The following is a 20,748-nucleotide window of genomic DNA, read 5'->3' as shown; positions in this document are numbered from 1 at the left end:
ATGGAGGAAAAAAGAATGGAGCTGACAAAGGAACTCTACCACTTGGCAGAGGATTTAAACCAAGATACATCTAACTTTCCTACGATAGAAATTAAAAAGAATTGTATGGATCAAGTAGCCCCTTTTCTTCAAGCGCATCATTTGGCAACCGTTGTGTTGGTGGTAGATAAGCATACGTACCAGGTTGCTGGAGAAAAATTACAAAACGCATTACAAGATAAAGTAACTACACACCTAGTTTCACTGCGAGCAAATGCACATGGTCAAGTAAATGCAGATGAGACTACAATAATGCAATTACTTGTTGGTATACCAGAGCAGGCAGATGCTTTAATTGCAGTTGGTGCAGGAACGATTCATGATATTACGCGCTTCTGTGCTTATAAAATGGGTATCCCGTTTATTTCTGTACCTACGGCAGCGTCAGTAGATGGCTTTACTTCAAAAGGGGCACCACTCATTCTAGAGGGTGTTAAGCAAACCATTCAAACAGCATCTCCAATCGCTGTTTTTGCAGATATTGCTGTCTTGAAAGATGCACCTAAAGAACTTACTGCGGCTGGTTTTGGTGATATTTTAGGGAAGTACACGTCACTACTAGATTGGAAGATTTCCTATTTAATTGGTGAAGAACCATATAACCAAACGGCTGCTGATCTTACAAGAACGTCATTGGATACCTGTATTCAATACGTAGAGGAAATTGCACAGGCAAACGAGGAGGGTGTTGCCATTTTAATGCAAGCATTAATCGAATCGGGATTAGTGATGTTGCTAATCAATTCATCTCGTAGTGCTTCCGGCGGAGAGCATCATCTATCCCATTTTTGGGAGATGGAATTATTAAAGAAAGACGCGAAACAATTATTACATGGAGCTAAGGTAGGTGTAACGACAATCCTTATTGCTGATTTATATCGTCAGTTTGCACATTGTTTTGCTACTGATTTATTAAAACCTGCTACGAAAATAGAGGAAAGATTAATAACGTATTGGCCTACAATAAAAACTGAAATACTCACGATGCCTGATTCTGATTGGTTAAGGACGATGTTGAATAGAGTGGGAGGTCCGACTACTTCTCGTGAATTAGGGATTGATGATCAACTCGTGGAAGAAAGTCTTAATAAGGCATATTATCTACGGGATCGCTGTACGGGTTTATTGTTAATCAATAAATTAAAAAAACAACGCATAGCATATCCTTTCGAGAAGGTGTATGGCTAGGAGGTTATTGATGAGCTGTAAAGGATGTTATGCTGATAATGTGATGTCTATTCACGATGTAAAGCTTCTTGTGGAAGAACAACTAGCACTGGAGACGGATCTAGTCGATGATGCTGTTTACAAAGAAAGAGTTGCTAGTTGTATGACTTGTCCATCACTGCTTAATCAAACTACCTGCAGTCTTTGTGGTTGTTTTATTCACTTTCGAGCAAAGATAGCGTATAAGCATTGTCCCCATCCGACTGACTTCAAATGGTAATTGAATAAAACATTCCTTCTTAAATTAATTTAATTTACTATGCTATAATGAAGTCAGTTAATGATTGAACGGAGGATAAGCCATGCAGCGTGGGACGTTTCAGTTAATGAAATCAGTAAATAAATCCATCATACTTAATAAAATTAGAACATCAGAACCAATATCGCGAGCACAAATTGCCAAAGATACAACATTAACCCCACCGACTGTCAGCAGTATTGTAAAGGAACTAATCGACCAAGGAATCGTCATGGAAAGTGAACTTGGGAAATCAATGGGTGGGAGAAAACCCACCATGCTTCACATTAATAGTGATGCCTATTATGTGGTTGGAGTGGATGCTGGTCCAGAAACAGTAGCTTGTATGCTGACGAATCTCTCAGGGGAGGTTTTTGAGCGTATTTCCAGTAAAGTGATAAAACCAACAACCAATACAAAATTTCTTGCCGTTATCAAAGAGAATATACAAAAAATTCTTCATACTTCTCCAATCCAATCAGAAAAAATTATTGGTATTGGTGTTGCCATGCATGGCGTTGTTAATGTGAAAGATGGGGTATCACAAATTGCCCCAAACCTCGGGTTGTCAAATATACCTATTAAGCAGGAATTAGAGGAAGCATTTGGTTTAACGGTTCGAGTTGAAAATGATGCAAGAGCCATGGCATTAGGGGAGTCTTGGTTTGGTGGTCATGGAGGCGTTCACAGTATGGTCGCAGTGAACATTGGACGTGGTGTTGGTTCTGGTATTATTATAAACAAGCAGTTATATCATGGTGCGGAGGATATTGCTGGGGAGATAGGGCATATGACCATTGATATAAATGGACCGATTTGTGATTGTGGAAATCCCGGCTGCTTACAAACATTCATAACAGGAACAGCAATAGCTGATCGCGCGCAGTCCAAGCTAGCACTAGAAAATGGCAGTAATTTAACTGGGAAGAAAGTATTTGAACGTGCACAGCATGGCGAACGAGGATATATCGAATTACTCCAGGAAACGGGCATAATCATTGGTATAGGGCTAATTAATCTGATTCATTTGCTGAATCCCGAGAAAATTGTCCTTGGCGGAGGTGTTATGAAAGGGGAGAAGTTTATTTTTCCCCATATTAAGGACACGATTAAACAACGTGCACTTACTTCGAAAGCAAAGGAGACCGAGATTACCATTACGAATCTCGGAGATGATGCAACATTATTAGGTGCAGTAGCGTTACTATTAGTTGAATTATTTAATGAAAGACAATGAATAAATCAAAGAGCTGAATGCATACTTGTTCAGCTCTTTGATTTGTTAAGCCTGTATTCCAAAGGAAAAGACCGTTTTTTCTTGATAGATTTTATCTGGCTTTAATAGGATTGATGAAATATGGTTATGGTGTAGGGAGGCTGGGCTTCCTTGTGTTTCAAAGCATACCCCCATATAACTGCCAGATTGTCCTTCTGCTAATTCCATTCCTCCCTCTAATGTATTCGATGTATACATGACCATCCCCGGTTGGGTCGTTCGAACATCCAGTGTTCTGCCCGATGTCTCTTCTGTTATTTGTACATGGCCATTTCCGTCAAATAGAAAGTAGTGATCATAGCCATCATTCGCAACTTGATGTTGTAAGGAAGCAGTAGTCGTGCCGTCTTTTAAAAATCTTCCAGTGCGAAAATCAAAGGTGCTATTGTCTACTTCAATCGTTTTACCGGTTGGAATGAGTTTCTCATCTAATTCAAGAAATGCATTGCTGTTAAAGGTCACATAGTGATTAGTAACCTCCTGTTTGGCAGATCCATTTAAATTAAAATAACTATGATTCGTTAATGCAATCGGAGTTGTCTGATCAGTTGTCGCATGATAATCCAAGGTAAGTTGGTTATCGTTTGTTAAACAATAAGTTACCGTAACGTCAACATGGCCTGGAAAGCCATTCTTAGGATCTGTTTGATGCCTAAGTTTCACTCCTACAGCCTCATTTGTTTGGAAAGGTACGGCGTCCCATAACACTTGATGAAATCCATTCGACCCGCTATGCAGATGATTCTCCCCATCATTTTTCTCCAAGGGATATGTTTTTCCGTCCAATTGAAACGAAGCTTTCTCAATTCTCCCAGCTACTGGACCAATCAATGCACCAAAAAAGGCAGGATTCGCTTGGTAATCGGTAATATTTTTAAATCCGAGGACGACATTTTCTCTGTTCCCATCACGATCTGGTACCATGATTTCTGTAATAATACCGCCATAGTTTAAGAGACTAACAGACATCTGCTTGTCATTTACTAAAGTGAATTCCGTCCACTTATCCGTCACTTGCTTGCTTGAGATCTTCATCCATTCGGTCACCTACCTATTTAATGTGTCTATAAATCGTGAGAAATCTTCTTTTTGTTTAAATACCCCAGCATCTTCTAATGCTTTGGTGAATTTCTTACCTACTTCTTCCTTAATAATGGATGTTGCGCGATCCTCGTCATTAATCACACCGTATTGCTGCTGTAGTTGTTGTGCCCAAGCTTGATGATATGTTGCAATAGCTGCGGACTCTCCAAGCAAATGCTGCTTTATTTCAGCTAGCTCCTCTTTTAAACGTGCTGGGAGTACAGCAAGACCCATTACTTCTATCAAGCCAATATTTTCTTTTTTGATATGATGAACGTCTGCATGTGGATGGAAAATTCCCATTGGATGCGCTTCTGAAGTTCGATTATTGCGTAATACCAGATCAAGCTCATGGGTTCCATTTTTATGCAATCTTGCTATTGGCGTGATCGTATTATGAGGAACATTGCCGGAAAATGCATGGATAGCAGCACCTTCATCCGAATAACCTCTCCATTGCTGTAATATGTGATCTGCTGCATCAAGCAATTGTTCTTTATGCTGACTTTGCAGACGAATCACCGATAATGGCCATTGTAAAACCGCTGCATGAATGGATGGAAAACGCTCTAACGTAAAGGTAAACGCATTTTCTGCTGTGGTCATAGCAAATTGATAATTACCTGCTTGATAATGGTCATGACTTAAAATGGAACCACCGACAATTGGTAAATCTGCATTTGATCCAATAAAGTAGTGGGGGAATCGTTCCGTAAATAGTATCAGACGTTCAAATGCTTGTCTATCGATCTTCATGTTTCGGTGTTCTTCTGCAAGCAGAATGCTATGCTCGTTATAATAAACATAAGGAGAATATTGCAAATACCAATTCTCTCCTTGCAGGGGAACCTTTATTACTCGGTGATTAGCACGGGCAGGATGACCGATTCTTCCTACATACCCTTCATTTTCAACACATAAGACGCATTTAGGGTAATTCGTCTTCTGTTTTTGTTCTCTTTCTCGTTTTATTTGCGCGGGATCCTTTTCTGGCTTCGAAAGATTTATAGTAATATCCATATCCCCATAAGGCGTACTAGATGCAAAATGAATGTTCTTGTTAATTCGTTTTAATTGGATATAATTGCTGTTTTGGCTCAAGCGATAAAAGTAGTCCGTTGCTTCCTTAGGTGATTGTTCGTATTTTTGATAAAAGGTACGATTCACTTCGGAAGGGCGAGCAACAAAACAATTCATAACCGAAGCTGCTAGCATTTCCTTATCATCAAAAATATCTTCGATTACGTTATGGTCAATTGCATACGTAATTATTTGATCAAGAAGTTCAGGAATGGACGCTTCCAGGGGTATGACATCTTCTGGGAACGTAGTTATATCTAATAGGTGCATCACTTGATTTCTGACATACAAACGATCGTCTTTGGTGATTAAACCAACGTGAGTGGCTTGATTAATTAGTCCACTAAGTAGTTGTTCAATCATGATGATTTATCTCTCCTTTATAGCCGTTAGGATGCTGTTGATGCCAATTCCAAGCATCGGCTAATATCGTATCAATGGAAGTCCTTGTTGGTTTCCATCCTAAGACTTGCTTGGCTTTGTCAGAACTTGCAATGAGTACAGCTGGGTCTCCCGCTCGTCGTGCGCCTATCTTTACGGGAATAGCTTTTCCCGTAACACGTCTAGCAGATGCAACCATCTGTTTGACGGAAAAGCCAGTATTGCTACCTAGATTGAAAACATCGCTTTTCCCATCATTTTCTAAATAGTCAAGTGCAAGGATATGGGCTTGAATAAGATCTTCTACATGCACATAGTCGCGAACACAGCTCCCATCGTCGGTAGGATAATCTTCTCCAAAAATCGTTATCGCATCTCGCTGGCCAAGGGCAACTTGTAAAATGATCGGGATAAGATGTGTTTCTGGACGATGATCTTCACCAATTTCGGCTGTCTCTCTTGCACCAGCCACATTAAAATAACGAAGTGATACAAAACGGATATCATGCGCCTGGGCCGTCCACTTCATTAATTTCTCCATCGTTTGTTTGGTTTCTCCGTACGCATTAGTAGGGTTAGTAGGCATTGTCTCCTTAATTGGTATCGTATCGGCTTCCCCATACGTAGCTGCGGTAGACGAGAAAACAATAAGCTTCACCTGATTTTCGACCATGACCTCTAATAATACTTGCGTACCATACACATTATTATCAAAATATTGGAGTGGCTTTTCCATTGATTCACCAACTAATGAATTAGCAGCAAAATGGACCACTGCTTCAATCGTTTCTTGGTGAAAGACATGACGTAAAAAATCAATATCTCGAATATCTCCTTGATAAAAAGTAGCGCTGGGGTGAATGGCTGCTTGATGTCCTGTTTGTAAATTATCAACGACAACAACTTCTTTTCCTTTATCAATTAATTGATAAACTGCATGGGAACCAATATACCCTGCTCCGCCTAAGACTAGTATGGACAATTATACCACCTCCTCTATGATTTCTTTTGCACCATCACCGATTTCAGCTGAATAGAACGTGGCAGGATAACCAATCTTTTCTTCATAGATTGTATTTACATTTTTCCGAAAGGCTTCTGTATATTTTCGTTCCACAACCGCAATCGCACAGCCTCCAAAGCCAGCTCCGGTCATCCTTGCCCCTAACACGCCTGGTTGATCCCAGGCAGCCTCTACGATGGTGTCAAGTTCTATTCCTGTAACTTCATAATCATATTTTAACGATAAATGAGATTCATTCATCAGCTCTCCAAAACGGTCTAAGTCACTCACTCTTAATTTTTCAAGAGCTTCCTTTGTTCGAGCATTTTCATATACCGCATGTTTAGCACGTTTTTGATGGATGGGGTTATTAATCCATTTGGCATTTGTTTCAAATTCATCAGGTGTTAATTCTCCAAGGCTTGCTATGGGAAGCTGCTTCCGCAAGTCAAATAATGCTTGCTCACATTCGGTTCGTCGTTCGTTATACTTTGACCCAGCTAATGTGCGTTGCTTATTCGTATTTATAATAAGAATAACATGGTCTTTAAGCTCTAGTGGAGCATAGTAAAAGTTCAAAGACTGACAGTCTAATAGAATTGCATGGTTTTTCTTTCCCATACCAATAGCAAACTGGTCCATGATTCCACTACTAACCCCAATATATTCATTTTCTACTCGTTGACCAAGCTTGATCATCTCAATTCGGTTACTATTTAAGGAGAAAATCCCCTCTAAAAGTACACCTGTCACCATCTCAATGGATGCAGAAGAAGAAAGTCCAGCACTGTTTGGAATCTCCCCGTAAAATAAGATATCCATTCCTTGATCGATAAGATGCCCTTCATTAATAAGAAACTGGATCATCCCTTTGGGATAATTCGCCCAATTATGGGACGCTTGATAATTTAAATTAGATAATTCACATTCGATGATTCCAGTTTCAGAAAAATTGCTGGAATAGAATCGTATGCGTTTATCCTCGCGTTTGCTACAAGCAGCATAGGTACCAAAGGTGATAGCGGCAGGAAAAACATTCCCGCCATTATAATCGGTATGTTCCCCTATTAAGTTAATTCGGCCAGGAGCAAAAAATAACCGTGGCTTCTTTGTTGTATGAAAGATATTTTGAAACATCGTTTGTAATTCAGACGATTTCATAAAAAACCCCCTTCATTGGTTTAAAACGCTTGCAAAAGAAGATAATTAATTTAATTAATTAAGTATAGTTTACTATAACATTTGTTGAGATACAATGGAAAATAATTGCGAATCTAACCAGCTATCAACCTATGTAATAATATTAAATCTTTTCATTCTATAACGTCTATGATATTGTTTCATTTAGATAATTAATTTAATTAATTAAGATGTTTGGGAAGCTTGCAAAAGTGGGATATAGTTTATAAACGTTTTTTGCAAGCGCTAACGATTGCTAATTTATATGAAAAGGAAGGGTTGTATGACATGAAGGGTAAAATACTAAACAAGAAAATGATCTTCTTTTTCGGTGCTTTAGGTGGACTCTTATATGGATATGATATGGGAGTTATATCGGGAGCATTGCTATTCATTAAAAATGATATTCCATTAACGAGCTTTACGGAAGGGTTAGTAGTTAGCTCAATGTTATTCGGTGCGATATTTGGATCTGGATTTAGCGGACCGTTATCAGATAAATTTGGACGTAGGCGGCTCGTGTTTATGATTTCTATTATTTTTATCATTGGTTCATTAGTGCTTGCCTTTGCACCTAATATGGAAGCACTTGTAGTCGGAAGGCTTATTATTGGACTAGCAGTAGGTGGATCAACTGCCATTGTCCCTGTATATTTATCAGAAATGGCTCCGACAGAATCACGAGGCTCATTAAGTTCGTTAAATCAGTTAATGATTACGATTGGTATTCTTTCTTCCTATTTGGTCAACTATGCCTTTGCAGAAATAGAAGGCTGGCGTTGGATGGTGGGATTAGCTGTCGTACCTTCATTAATATTAATGATCGGTGTCTTATTTATGCCAGAAAGTCCAAGGTGGTTGCTGGAACACCGTAGTGAATCAGCTGCTAGACGTGTAATGAAATTAACAAGAAAATCAGGGGAAATCGATAAAATGCATGAGATAAATCGTATTTCTGAAGGAACATGGAAAGTGCTAGCTTCCTCCTGGCTGCGTCCAACGTTAATCATTGGTTGTACATTTGCATTATTGCAACAGATTATTGGCATCAATGCGATTATTTATTATGCACCAACGATTTTTAGTCAAGCAGGTTTAGGAGATGTAACAGCTATACTAGGGACAGTGGGGATCGGTTCGGTTAACGTATTAATGACAATTGTTGCAATTATGATCATTGATAAAATTGATAGAAAAAAATTATTAATTACTGGTAATATCGGAATGGTTGCTTCATTGGTAATAATGGCCGTACTGATTTGGACACTTGGCTTAGATTCGAACTTGGGTGCGTGGATCATCGTCGCTTGCCTATCTTTATTTATAATCTTCTTCGCATTTACTTGGGGACCAGTGTTATGGGTAATGCTTCCAGAATTATTCCCAATGCGCGCACGTGGTGCTGCAACAGGAATTGCTGCATTGGCTTTATCGATTGGAAGTTTACTAGTTGCCCAGTTTTTCCCAATGTTGGCAGAAGCTTTAGGTGTTGGGCAAGTATTTCTAATCTTTGCAGTTATTGGCGTTGTCGCGCTTATCTTTGTTATTAAATTCTTACCTGAAACACGCGGGCGTAGTCTAGAAGAGATCGAAGCCGACTTACGTAAGCGAACAGCTAGCTAATGATAGAAGAGTATATGTACGAAGCATTCGCTTGATATTCCTATTTTCCCTAGGTTTCTTTGGGTACAAACGTAATATAGATCATAAATATCCAAACTAATTTTTGTATAATTATATTCGGAAATTAGTTTGGATTTTTTTAGGGTATTTTAAATGTGGCTACTACCGATAGGATGGATACCATTCGTAGGGAATGTATTCTATGCTAAAATAAATAAAACGCTTTCAAGAAGGTGTATAAAATGAATGTTTATCGAAAACGACTCATTTTTTTATTAGCTACAATTTTATTCATTGTAAGTTGTAGCGTGATGCTCTATTTTGGCTATAAAACTTTTTATATTGAAGAAACCAATAATAACGCAGCTGATAATTATCGCTATCATTTTGCTTTAATAGCGGAGGAAACTGAAAACGCGTATTGGCGATTAATTGAGGATGGAGCAAAAAAGGCAGCTAGAGAAAAGGAGATATATTTAGAGTATGTTGCACCGAAAAAGGCAGATAATGATCAGTTGTTGGTGTTATTCGATCGTATGATTGCAGCTAAGGTTGATGGAATTATTATTCAAGGGATAGAAGGAAATAGGTTCGTCGATCTTGTTCATAAGGCAATTGAACGAAATATACCAGTAATTACGATTGATACAGATGTGAAAAGTAGTGAGCGTAAGGCATATGTAGGAACGGATAATTATTATGCCGGTCAATTAGCTGCGCAGACAATTATACAACATACACAAGGAGAACAACGTGTAGGTATTGTTATGGGGAGATTAGATGCTATTAACCAAAAGGAGCGTCTTGCTGGATTTAAGGAAGAAATAAAAAATGCACCACGCATTGAAATTGCTGATATTAAGGAATCACAGATTACCAAGATTGGTGCTGCACAAGCAGCATATGAAATCTATAAACAACATCCTTCCATTACAGCATTGGTTGGAATGAGTGCGCTAGATGGAATTGGTATTGTTCAGGGAATGCAGGAGGTCGCACCAGAAAAAGAACTCTACATAACTTCCTTTGATATTTTACCAGAGACAGTTGAATACATAAAACAAGGCAATATTGATGCAACAATTAGTCAATATCCGAAGCAAATGGGACGTACATCTATCGATACGTTGATTACGCTACAAAACAAGGATCTATTAAAAAATGAAAAATTTATCGATACGTCAATTATTACGAAGGGTAACTTAGAAAAGCTAAGTGGTGATTGGAAATGAGGACAATTCGTGGGAAATTGATCGTATATTCGTGTGTGTTTATTATTTTGTTTCAAATTACTGCTATATCTATTTATGTCAGCTCTAATCAATTATCTTCTATTTACAATAAACGATTTGAGCGGTTCTTAATCTTGAATACTATCTCTCAACAAACAGAAAGCTTGTATTCTGAACTTAAACTGTATGTTAACAATTCAAATACGGCACAAGATACGTCCTACTTCCAACTGAAGAATGGGTTGGAGAATCAAAAAGATCGATTGCTAGCAATATTTAATGAAGATAACACGATTGAGTTAAAAAATTATCGTCATATTATTGAAACGTTTATTTACGAGAGTGAGTTAACCATGGGTTTTGTAATTAAAGATGATATGGAACAGTATACGAAGCATTTAGAGGAAACACGTGCAGCTTCTAACTATATTCAGGCAGCGACTTTGGAATTAATAGATAGGGATCTAACAGACTATCAACTATTTTATCAGGACATGCAAGAACGGAATCAGAATTTCTTTTTATTTATTCTTTTTTTGTCTTTATCAACGATATTACTTGCCGTTTTCTTTGCTATCTGGTTTTCCAAAGGAATTACGATGCCGATTCAACAATTGTCTGATGCAGCGAAAGAAGTTTCGACAGGAGAATTAGTAGGCGCACCGATTAATATTAAGGCAAATAATGAACTGAAATTATTAGGGGATACGTTTCATAAAATGCGTTTGGATATTCATCAGCTTGTGTCTGATATGAAAGACCAATCAGAATTGGATCGACTTGTGAATGAAATGGAAATAAAACATCTGCAAAATCAAATTAATCCTCATTTTTTGTTTAACACGTTAAATACGGTATCGAAAATGGCCTATTTAGAAGATGCTGCATCTACATCAAAGCTCATTGATGCAACTGCTGCGCTTCTAAGACATAGTCTCGGGCACATTGATAAGAATGTATCGCTTCGTGAAGAAGTAGATGTAGTTGCTGACTATTTTCATATACAAAAAGTCCGGTTTTCAGAACGAATTCAGTTTCAATGGTTTGTGGATGAAGCATGTTTAGATATAGATGTTCCAAGACTGACACTGCAGCCATTAGTTGAAAATGCATTTATTCATGGAATTGAAGGGAAAGAAGAAGGGGGAACTATCACGCTGACCATCTACGAATCCGAGAAATGGGTAGTTACAGAAGTAGCTGATGACGGGATTGGCATGGACCCAGATGATGCACAAAGCTACATTACAACAACCAATAAAGCGATCAACCATGTAGGACATTCTACAGGAATCGGTTTATCCAATGTCATTCGCCGACTCCAACTATGCTATCAACAAATGAATGTTGCAGAAATCGATACGGAACCGGGGAAAGGAACAACAATTCGATTACTTTTGCCCAAAGATGGGAAGGAGGATGAAGATGCGAATTATTATAGCTGAAGATGAGTTGGTAGAAAGGAAAGCCATGCGCAAGTTTATTGAAGAAACATTCGTTGATATGGAAGTGGTAGGAGAAGCAATGAATGGAAGAAAGGCGGTCGAACTCGCAGAACAATTAGAACCAGATATTATGTTTATGGATATTCGTATGCCAGGTGTGAATGGACTTGAAGCCATAGAGCAAATTTCAGCAAAGCATAAGCGAATAAAATTCATCTTGGTTTCAGCCTATGACTCTTTTGAATATGCGAAAGAAGCGATGCGATTTGGCATTAAGGATTATATTTTAAAGCCTGGAAGAAGGCAGGAAATAGTGAAGACACTATTACGTGTTTCCAAGGAAATCCATCAAGAACAACAATCCGATTTGCAGTCTCAGGTATTACGAAAAGAACAGTTATTGGATCGATTAATGCACCAATCAGATTCGAGAGGAATAAAAGAACTAAAAGGTCAATTGTTCCCAGATATGGAAACTGCCTGTTTTTTTGTAATCAAAGCGACTGGTGATCATAATCTAGAAGATTATGAGTATCAACTGAAAACAGTGCTCAGCAGTAAAGCGTGTATCTTTAAATCAATTCCGAGTGAACAAGTAATTGTTGGCTGTATTTTTTCAGTAAATAAATTAATCAAATCGGATCTATTAGTTCTCGCAAGAAAAGTTCATCTTGAATTAGGAGAAGCAAGTTATATTGGGATTGGTAATCCGACAGCAAACATGGACCAACTAGCTCATTCTTATCAGAATGCATATCGTGCTTGTATCGACTTATTCGCGGACCGAAATCGGAATTATGGATTCTATCAGGGAAAAATCAAAGACAAACAAACAGATGAAAAGATTAACACTATTTGTATTTTAGTAGAACAAGGAAAACAAGAAGAAGTGATCGTATTTTTTAAGAATCATGAATCAGAACTTACCGGAATGGATAAAGAAGAACTTTATATTCAATTAATACAGCTATTTGCTCGTCACGGTGTGGAAAAACCAAAGACATTAGTGACTTCTTTACAGTCCAGTCAGGATTGGTATTCCTATTTGCATCTGTGCTGTATGCAAATGCGTGATTATTTTGCTTCCAAACGTTCGATCCATCTAGCAAAAACATTTATGAATGAACATTTTCATGAGAACTTAACATTAGAACAGGTTGCGGCAGAAGTGAATCTTAGCCCAAATTATTTCTCAAATCTATTTCGAGCAGGTGTTGGATCAACATTTATTGATTATCTAACACAGATTCGCTTACAAAAAGCAAAAGAATTAATAGAAACGAATAATTATTCCTTAAAAGAAATAAGTTTCATGATTGGCTATAAAGATCCAAATTACTTTAGCAGGGTATTTAAGAAGCATGTTAATCAATCACCTAAGCAGTATCAACAAGCCATCTTAAGAAAGTGAAGAAAAACGTAAGATAGTGCAGAAAATGTACGCCAACTCTCATTGATAGCGTTTTATAATGGTTATGGAAGCGTTATCAAAAACATACCGAAGGGGGAAAATATAACGTGAGGAAGCTATACGGGATGTTCGCATTTATGGCAGTTATCATGTTCATTACGGCATGTAGTGAAAATTCGTCGGGAGAATCTGAAAATGAATCATCTAGTAATGAGGCAGAATCTACTGGGGAAGTAGAAATATTTAGCTGGTGGACAGGTGCGGGCGAAGAGGATGGTTTACTTGCATTAATTGATTTATTTGAAGAAAAACACCCAGATATAACTGTTGAAAACGCTGCGGTAGCAGGCGGAGCAGGAACGAATGCCAAAGCAGTGTTAGCAACAAGAATGCAAGGAAATGATCCGCCATCGACGTTTCAAGTCCATGGTGGGGAGGAGTTAAATAAAAGTTGGGTTGCCGCAGATAAGATGGAGCCGTTAAATGACCTATATGAAGAAAACGAATGGATGGATAAATTCCCAGAAGAGTTAATTGAGTTAGTTAGTAAGGATGACGATATTTACTCTGTTCCTGTAAATATTCATCGTGGGAATGTAATTTTTTATAACAAGCAAGTATTTGAGGAAAACAACATAGCAGTACCAACGACATTGGACGAGTATTTTGCAGTAGCGGATCAGCTTCAAGAAGCAGGGGTTGTACCAATGGCGTTAGGAGATAAAGAATCATGGCCTGCTACACAAATATTTGAAAATGTATTACTAGGTGAACTTGGCCCAGATGATTACGTGAAGTTATTTAATGGAGAAATTAGCTTTGATGATGAACGGGTCGTTCAAGCAGCAGAAAAATTTGCTAAGATACTAGATTATGTAAATGAAGATCATGCTTCACGTAACTGGCAGGATTCGGCACAATTGGTTGCAAACGGGGAAGCAGCAATGATTAATATGGGTGACTGGGCAAAAGGCTATTTTGCCAATGATCTGGAATTGGAAACAAATGAGGATTTTGGTTATTTTGCCTTCCCTGATACAGAAGGAGACTTTGCAGTCATTACCGATACGTTCGGATTACCAAAAGGCGTAGAAAATCCAGAAGAAGTAAAGGAATTCTTAACCGTGTTAGGATCTGTAGAAGGCCAGGATACATTTAATCCTTTGAAAGGATCGATTCCGGCACGTGTAGATGCAGATCCCGAAAAATATGACCAATACGGAAAGGATGCGATGGATGCATTCCAAAGTTCCAGATTAGTTCCTAGCCTTGCTCATGGTTCAGCAGCATCCGAAGGATTTCTTACAAAAGCAAACCAAGCAGTCAATATCTTTGTTACCCAACGAAATGTGGATAATTTAATTCAGGCTTTGGATAATGCTGGGCTTGAGTAACCAGCAAAAATCCAAGCAGATAATGAGGCTGCCCATTTCAGGCAGTCTCTTCCTATTTAAATTCGTTGAAAAGGAGGGGGTTATATGGCAAATACGATAAACGGAAAACGCAAACGATTTTCCAAGGATCAATGGACGGCTATTGCATTTTTGATTCCATCGTTGATTTTAATTTTCATCTTTGTTTATGGATTTATTGGCTGGACGGGATACGTATCGGTAAGTAATTATAATTCACTCGTTCCCGACTTTTCCTTTGCTGGATTAAAAAATTACCTTTATTTATTTAACGATTTTCGCTTTCAAGCGGATTTACGGAATACCTTATTCTTCACGGTTTTATTTATTGGGCTTGTTATTGTACTCGGAATAGGGATTGCAATTTTAATTGATCAAAAATTAAAAGGGGAATCGATCTTTCGCAATATCTTTCTATTTCCAATGGCGCTATCCTTTGTTGTAACAGGGGTTGTTTGGCAATGGCTGTTAAATCCTTCTACTGGATTTAACCAATTCTTAAAGGTGTTTGGTATTCAGCCTAAATGGTATACGGACACAAATATACTGGCGGGATTTGAATGGGGAAGTATTGAATTTGGTTTGCCAGTAGCCATTATTGCAGTCGTTATTGCTGCTGTTTGGCAAATGACAGGTTTTTCTTTAGCAATGTATTTAGCAGGGTTACGTGGAATTCCGGATGAATTACGAGAAGCGGCAAGGATGGATGGAGCAAGCGAATTTCAAATTTATCGGAAGATCGTACTTCCCATGTTGCTGCCAATTACGATGAGTGTCGTGATTATAATGGCACATATTTCTTTAAAGATTTTTGATTTGATCTATGCAATGACAGGTCCAGGTGCTAACTTTGTGACGGATGTTCCTGGGGTGTATATGTTTGAAACCACATTTAGAGGTAATTATTATGCGAATGGAGCGGCAATAGCGATTATTATGCTCTTATTAGTAGCAGTATTTATTGTTCCTTATTTGTGGAACAGTCGAAAGGGGGATCAGTAAATGACTGCTGTTAACCTTGGAAAAGTGTTTAAATATCTTATCTTAGTTGTATTAGCAATTGTCTTTTTAATGCCAGTCTATGTCATTATTGTAACGAGTCTAAAGCCATTAGATGAAGTTTCCCTTGATCAAATGTGGGCCTTGCCGTCGTCGATTGATTTCAGTTCGTATACAGAAGCGTTTGCTAATTTAGCTCCAAACTTTATGAATAGTATTTATTTGGTTATACCAGCGACAATACTATCTGCTTTGCTAGGGGGCATGAATGGATATGTGTTATCAAAATGGAAGTTCAAAGGTGCAGATACCTTATTTACGGTTATATTATTTGGTATGTTTATCCCTTATCAAAGTATCTTAATTCCATTAATTCAATTTTTACGTACAATTGAATTATATAATACCATTCCCGGTTTAATTCTTGTCCACGTCGTTTATGGACTTCCAATTACAACATTGATGTTCCGAAATTTTTACGCCAATATACCAGATCAAATGATTGAAGCAGCTAAAATAGATGGAGCAAGTTTTCTGGGAATATTTCGTCATATCATGATACCTTTATCAATTACAGGATTTGTCGTTGTGGCCATTTGGCAATTTACAAATATTTGGAATGAATTCCTATTTGCAGTCACCATTACAACTTCTGATCAACAGCCGATTATGGTTGCTTTACAGAATTTGTCTGGGAGCCAAATCGTTCAGTGGAATGTACAAATGGCAGGTGCTTTGATTGCAGCCTTACCAACATTACTCGTATATATTTTCTTAGGAAAATACTTTGTAAGAGGATTATTGGCTGGATCTGTGAAGGGGTGAATTTTCTACTATATGATTAGAAAAGAGCTAGCCTATCTGTGGTTGAAAACATAGATAGGCTTTTTTCATGTCTTCCATTCAATTGTAATTACTACTTAAAAACCGAACAATTGTATTCGAATAAATTCGTATATGCAGGGAATCTAATTTACTTTATTCTTTATTTATATATAGATAATTTTCTAAAAATTATAGACAATAAAAATCGGATATGCTACTATTAAAAATAATTAGTAAACATTTATTAATAAATTTACTAAATAGACATTTGGATGCAGACATGAGGTGACAAGTTTGAGTTACTCCATTGGGGTGGATATTGGAGGTACAAAAATTGCTGCGGTAATTTTGGATGAACGAGGTGCTATTGTTCATAGAAGTAAAGTGAATAGTATAACCAATGATAAAGAGGTGATGTTTCAGCAAGTTGTCACGTGTATCCATGGAATGATAGAAGAAGCAGAGATCCCATTATACAAAGTTGGAGGAATGGGAGTAGGTGTTCCTGGTAAAGTCGATCGAGAAGAGGGATTGGCTGTATATCAAAATAATTTGCCTTGGGATAATTTCCCAATTGTAGCACGTTTACAAGAAATGTTTCCGATTTCTAAGATAAGTATCGAAAATGATGTGTATATGGCTGCTTATGCAGAATGGGAGCAAGCTATGTTACAGAAAGAATCAACCTTCGTATATATTACAATCAGTACTGGGATTGCCTGTTCCATTATACATAATGGCATTTTTCTTCGAGGGAAAGGTTTTGCTGGTGAGATGGGAATGTATCCAATTCGAAATATCTTCGGTGACGATTCTTCACTGGAACAAGTGGCTTCTGGTCCAGCTATCGAACGAATTGCTAGGCAAATGTTAGGGAAGCAAATTCAATCTACACATGATTTTTTTCAGGTTTATCAAAAAGGTGATTTAAATGCAAAACGGATTATGATTTCCATCGTAGATGCAATTGCTCAAGGAATGTATATTGTTATAAGTTTACTAGACCCACACTTAATTGTATTAGGTGGAGGTGTCATCAACCATAATCCCATTTTACTAGATTTAGTAAAATCAGAATTACGAAAGCGACTCATTCCAGAACAGGAGGGAGCAGAAGAACGTATTCAACTCAGCCAATTAAAAGATGATTCTGGTGTGATAGGGGCAGGCTTGATAGGAAGTTGTTAAGATAATCATTCATTTGTGGATAATAAACAGAATTGTTGGAGGGGAAGTATATGAGAAGAGTATGGGGGATCATCATCCTTCTAGGTTTCCTAATAGCTGTATCCGCATGTTCACAGGAAGAAGATGCAACTGCTGATGGAGAGTCAACGATCACGTATGCGTATTGGGATAAAAACCAAGAAGATATGTTAAAAGGTATCGTTCAAGAATTTAATCAAGAATATCCAAACATTCATGTAAAGTTAGAACTTACGCCCTATGATCAATACTTTACAAAATTAGATGCCGCTGCTACTGGAGGAGGTTTGCCCGATGTGTTTTGGATGAATGGACCAAACTTTGTGAAATATGCATCCAACGACATGCTGGAGCCTATCAATGAGTATATCGAAGAGGATAACTTAGATTTATCACCTTATCCAGAAGGGCTATTAGGCTTATATCAATACGAAAAGACAACCTATGCGCTGCCAAAAGATTATGATACTGTTGGTCTTTGGTATAATAAAGAGCTATTTGATAAGGCTGGTGTATCTTATCCAGATGAAACATGGAAGTGGGAAGACTTAGTAGATGCTTCCCAAAAACTGACTAATCCAGATAAGGATATTTATGGGGTTGCAGCATATATTCAGGATGCACAGGCTTCCTATTTCAATACGATATTGGCAAATAACGGTTACGTTATTTCAGAAGATAAAAAGGAATCGGGATTTGATGATCCAAATACAATAGAAGGATTGCAGAAATACCATGATCTTATACACAAGCATGAAGTATCTCCAACACATGCGCAGATGGAAACAACGGAAGCGGCTAGTATGTTTGAGTCAGGTAAAGTTGCAATGCTATTTCAGGCATCGTATATGATTCCACAGTTTAAAGCAAATGAGTATACAAATGCGAATGTTGATGTAGCACTTCTTCCAGAAATGAAAAAACGAGCTAATGTTATCCATGGTTTAGGTAATGTAATAGCGAAAAATTCGGCAAACAAGGCAGCTGCATGGGAATTTGTGAAATTCTTAAGTTCGGAGAAAGCAGCAACTATGCAAGCAGAATCGGGTATCATTCCAGCTTATGAAGGAACGCAGGATGCTTGGCTGAAATCAACGCCTAATTTTAACTTGCAAGCATTTTTAGACATGGCAGAAGTTGCTGAACCGTACCCCGTATCCAAAGATACGGATAAATGGTCAAGCATCATTCAAGATAATTTAGCAAAAGCCTGGTCTGGTCAAATGACAGTAGAGGAAGCGAGTGAAGTGATTGATAAAGAAATGGAAAAAGTACTCGAAGAAGAATAGATAAGTGGCTCAAATTAATGGAGTGATCATAGGTGGATATCAAAAAGCAAAAATCAACACTTAGAAAAAATGATATGTATTGGGGTTATTTGTTTATTGCACCAACTTTATTGGGGCTATTAATCTTTTATATCTTTCCCGTCTTCCAAACTTTCTTTTATAGCTTTAATGATTGGGGAGATTTTGGCAGTTATTCATGGTCAGGGTTGGAAAACTATGAAGAGATGTTCGCCAATCCTGAGATTTGGGATTCTTTTAGAAATACATTAATTTACGCATTTGTAATGGTACCAATCAGTATAGCGATTTCGATTATTGTTGCAGTACTGCTAAACCAGAAGATCAAGGGCCTAACGTTTTACCGGACTCTTTTCTTCCTTCCTGTGGTAACGATGCCAGCCGCAATTGGAATGATATGGAAATGGTTATACAATGCCGATTATGGAATTATTAATCACATTCTTGGTTGGTTCTCCATTCCAGGACCAGATTGGCTAACAGATCCTAATTGGGTGCTTATCTCAATTATTATCGTAGGTACATGGGGAGCAATAGGAACAAATATGGTTATTTTGCTGTCTGGACTACAAGGGATTCCAAAGTCACTATATGAGGCAGCGTCACTAGATGGAGCAGGACCAACTTATTCTTTTTTTAAGATTACACTACCATTATTATCACCAACCATTTTCTTTGTTGCTGTTATTTCATTTATTTCGGCATTTCAGGTTTTTGACTTTATCTTTATGATGGTAAGTCCGACAAACCCGGCAATTGATAGTGCGCAATCGGTGATCTATTTGTTCTATCATTATGCATTTGTTATTGGAGAAAAAGGAATAGCTGCAGCCATCGCTTTTGTATTATTCTTAGTTATTCTCGTGTTAACCATTCTACAGTTCAGGTTACAGAAACGGTGGGTGCACTATGAATAGGGGGAAAATGGTAAGATGGAGAATATAAGTAATACACGAAAAGTGGTGATTCACGCCCTGCTCATCATCGGTTCTATTGTAATGGTTGGACCATTTCTGTGGATGGTACTAACTTCCTTAAAGACAGTAGGTGAGGCAGCGCAAATACCACCTAAGATATTTCCTGAAGTATTCCAATGGAGTAATTATAAAGAAGTATTCTCATCCTTTCCCTTTGCGGAATTTTATTGGAATACCTTTTTTACCACTGTAATAAAGACGATTGGCCAATTGTTCTTATGTTCGTTAGCGGCATATGCATTTGCAAGAATTAAATTTCCCGGAAGGAATTTTTTCTTTATCTTGTATTTATCGGTGTTAATGATTCCGCCACAAGCATTTTTAATACCGCAATATCAAATTATTGCTAATCTCGAATTACTTAATACGTTAACAGCGTTAATCTTGCCGGGATTATTCAGTGCATTTGGAACGTTCTTATTGAGGCAATTTTTTATGACGATGCCGGATGAATTAGAAGAAGCTGCCAAAATAGACGGTTGTAATCATTTTCAAATCTATTGGCGTATCATGCTGCCACTTGCGAAACCAGGATTAATTGCTTTAGCAATATTTACAATTATTTGGTCATGGAATGATTTTTTGTGGCCGTTGATCGTTAATAGTTCACCGGATAAGATGCCGTTATCAGCAGGGCTAGCATCATTACAAGGACAGTACAGTACGAATTATCCCGTACTTATGGCTGGTACCTTCTTAGCTTCATGGCCATTAATTATTATCTTCATGTTCTTCCAAAAGGCTTTCGTGGAAGGAATTGCCTTATCTGGTCGAAAAGGCTAGTATTCAAGAAAGGAGCGATGAT

General features: G+C 37.8%; 18 protein-coding genes. 14 read left to right on the top strand and 4 right to left on the bottom strand.

What is annotated here, in order from left to right; all coding sequences use genetic code 11:
* The first annotated feature begins 15 nt into the window (after nt 1-15).
* From M948_RS27830 to M948_RS27820, 3 genes are all read left to right on the top strand, one after another.
* Nucleotides 16-1,227, top strand: coding sequence for a sn-glycerol-1-phosphate dehydrogenase (locus M948_RS27830; RefSeq protein WP_021289695.1), 1,212 nt, complete (start codon nt 16-18; stop codon nt 1,225-1,227).
* Nucleotides 1,228-1,237: 10 nt separating this feature from the next.
* The gene (locus M948_RS27825; protein WP_021289694.1) at nt 1,238-1,486 is read left to right on the top strand and encodes a DUF6171 family protein; all 249 of its coding nucleotides are present in this window, start codon (nt 1,238-1,240) and stop codon (nt 1,484-1,486) included.
* An 82-nt stretch (nt 1,487-1,568) separates the two neighbouring features.
* Entirely contained in the window at nt 1,569-2,741 is a 1,173-nt protein-coding gene (locus M948_RS27820; RefSeq protein ID WP_021289693.1) for an ROK family transcriptional regulator, read from the top strand.
* Nucleotides 2,742-2,786: 45 nt separating this feature from the next.
* Here the strand turns inward: M948_RS27820 and M948_RS27815 are convergent, their stop codons facing one another.
* From M948_RS27815 to M948_RS27800, 4 genes are read right to left on the bottom strand one after another with little or no spacing between them, the layout of a single operon-like run.
* Complete coding sequence (locus M948_RS27815) at nt 2,787-3,815, bottom strand: aldose epimerase family protein (RefSeq protein WP_021289692.1); 1,029 nt, start codon at nt 3,813-3,815, stop codon at nt 2,787-2,789.
* Between the two features lie 12 nt (nt 3,816-3,827).
* Complete coding sequence (galT, locus tag M948_RS27810; protein ID WP_021289691.1) at nt 3,828-5,306, bottom strand: UDP-glucose--hexose-1-phosphate uridylyltransferase; 1,479 nt, start codon at nt 5,304-5,306, stop codon at nt 3,828-3,830.
* Complete coding sequence (gene galE, locus M948_RS27805; protein WP_021289690.1) at nt 5,299-6,306, bottom strand: UDP-glucose 4-epimerase GalE; 1,008 nt, start codon at nt 6,304-6,306, stop codon at nt 5,299-5,301. Before galE ends, galT begins: the two co-directional genes overlap by 8 nt.
* A complete protein-coding gene (locus tag M948_RS27800; RefSeq protein ID WP_021289689.1) occupies nt 6,307-7,488 on the bottom strand; it encodes a galactokinase in 1,182 nt (393 codons plus the stop codon).
* Nucleotides 7,489-7,794: 306 nt separating this feature from the next.
* Between M948_RS27800 and M948_RS27795 the strand changes: the two genes are divergently transcribed.
* The 11 genes from M948_RS27795 (at nt 7,795) to M948_RS27745 (ending at nt 20,726) form a co-directional block, all read left to right on the top strand.
* Nucleotides 7,795-9,129: a sugar porter family MFS transporter gene (locus M948_RS27795; RefSeq protein WP_031335148.1), complete on the top strand. Its 1,335-nt coding sequence runs from the start codon at nt 7,795-7,797 to the stop codon at nt 9,127-9,129.
* Nucleotides 9,130-9,371: 242 nt separating this feature from the next.
* Nucleotides 9,372-10,361, top strand: coding sequence for a sugar-binding protein (locus M948_RS27790; protein WP_021289687.1), 990 nt, complete (start codon nt 9,372-9,374; stop codon nt 10,359-10,361).
* Nucleotides 10,358-11,806 (top strand): sensor histidine kinase, encoded by a 1,449-nt coding sequence (locus M948_RS27785; RefSeq protein WP_021289686.1) that lies wholly within the window; start codon nt 10,358-10,360, stop codon nt 11,804-11,806. Before M948_RS27790 ends, M948_RS27785 begins: the two co-directional genes overlap by 4 nt.
* On the top strand, nt 11,787-13,217 hold the full coding sequence (locus tag M948_RS27780; RefSeq protein WP_021289685.1) for a response regulator transcription factor: 1,431 nt from the start codon (nt 11,787-11,789) through the stop codon (nt 13,215-13,217). Before M948_RS27785 ends, M948_RS27780 begins: the two co-directional genes overlap by 20 nt.
* Before the next feature lie 125 nt (nt 13,218-13,342).
* Entirely contained in the window at nt 13,343-14,611 is a 1,269-nt protein-coding gene (locus M948_RS27775) for an ABC transporter substrate-binding protein (protein WP_021289684.1), read from the top strand.
* A gap of 84 nt (nt 14,612-14,695) precedes the next feature.
* Nucleotides 14,696-15,631, top strand: coding sequence for a carbohydrate ABC transporter permease (locus tag M948_RS27770; protein WP_021289683.1), 936 nt, complete (start codon nt 14,696-14,698; stop codon nt 15,629-15,631).
* 69 nt (nt 15,632-15,700) lie between these two features.
* Nucleotides 15,701-16,453: a carbohydrate ABC transporter permease gene (locus tag M948_RS27765; RefSeq protein ID WP_369759833.1), complete on the top strand. Its 753-nt coding sequence runs from the start codon at nt 15,701-15,703 to the stop codon at nt 16,451-16,453.
* 294 nt (nt 16,454-16,747) lie between these two features.
* Nucleotides 16,748-17,641 carry an ROK family protein gene (locus tag M948_RS27760; protein WP_021289681.1) on the top strand — a complete coding sequence of 298 codons (894 nt, stop codon included), beginning with the start codon at nt 16,748-16,750 and terminating at the stop codon, nt 17,639-17,641.
* Between the two features lie 50 nt (nt 17,642-17,691).
* Nucleotides 17,692-18,948 carry an ABC transporter substrate-binding protein gene (locus M948_RS27755; protein ID WP_021289680.1) on the top strand — a complete coding sequence of 419 codons (1,257 nt, stop codon included), beginning with the start codon at nt 17,692-17,694 and terminating at the stop codon, nt 18,946-18,948.
* Between the two features lie 74 nt (nt 18,949-19,022).
* Entirely contained in the window at nt 19,023-19,883 is an 861-nt protein-coding gene (locus M948_RS27750) for a carbohydrate ABC transporter permease (protein WP_081674672.1), read from the top strand.
* A 15-nt stretch (nt 19,884-19,898) separates the two neighbouring features.
* Complete coding sequence (locus M948_RS27745) at nt 19,899-20,726, top strand: carbohydrate ABC transporter permease (protein WP_021289678.1); 828 nt, start codon at nt 19,899-19,901, stop codon at nt 20,724-20,726.
* The last annotated feature ends 22 nt before the right edge of the window (nt 20,727-20,748 follow it).

Origin of the sequence: Virgibacillus sp. CM-4 (assembly GCF_000445495.1) — a bacterium.
Taxonomy (GTDB): Bacteria; Bacillota; Bacilli; order Bacillales; family Amphibacillaceae; genus Virgibacillus; species Virgibacillus salexigens.
This window is presented reverse-complemented; position numbering and strand designations above follow the sequence as displayed.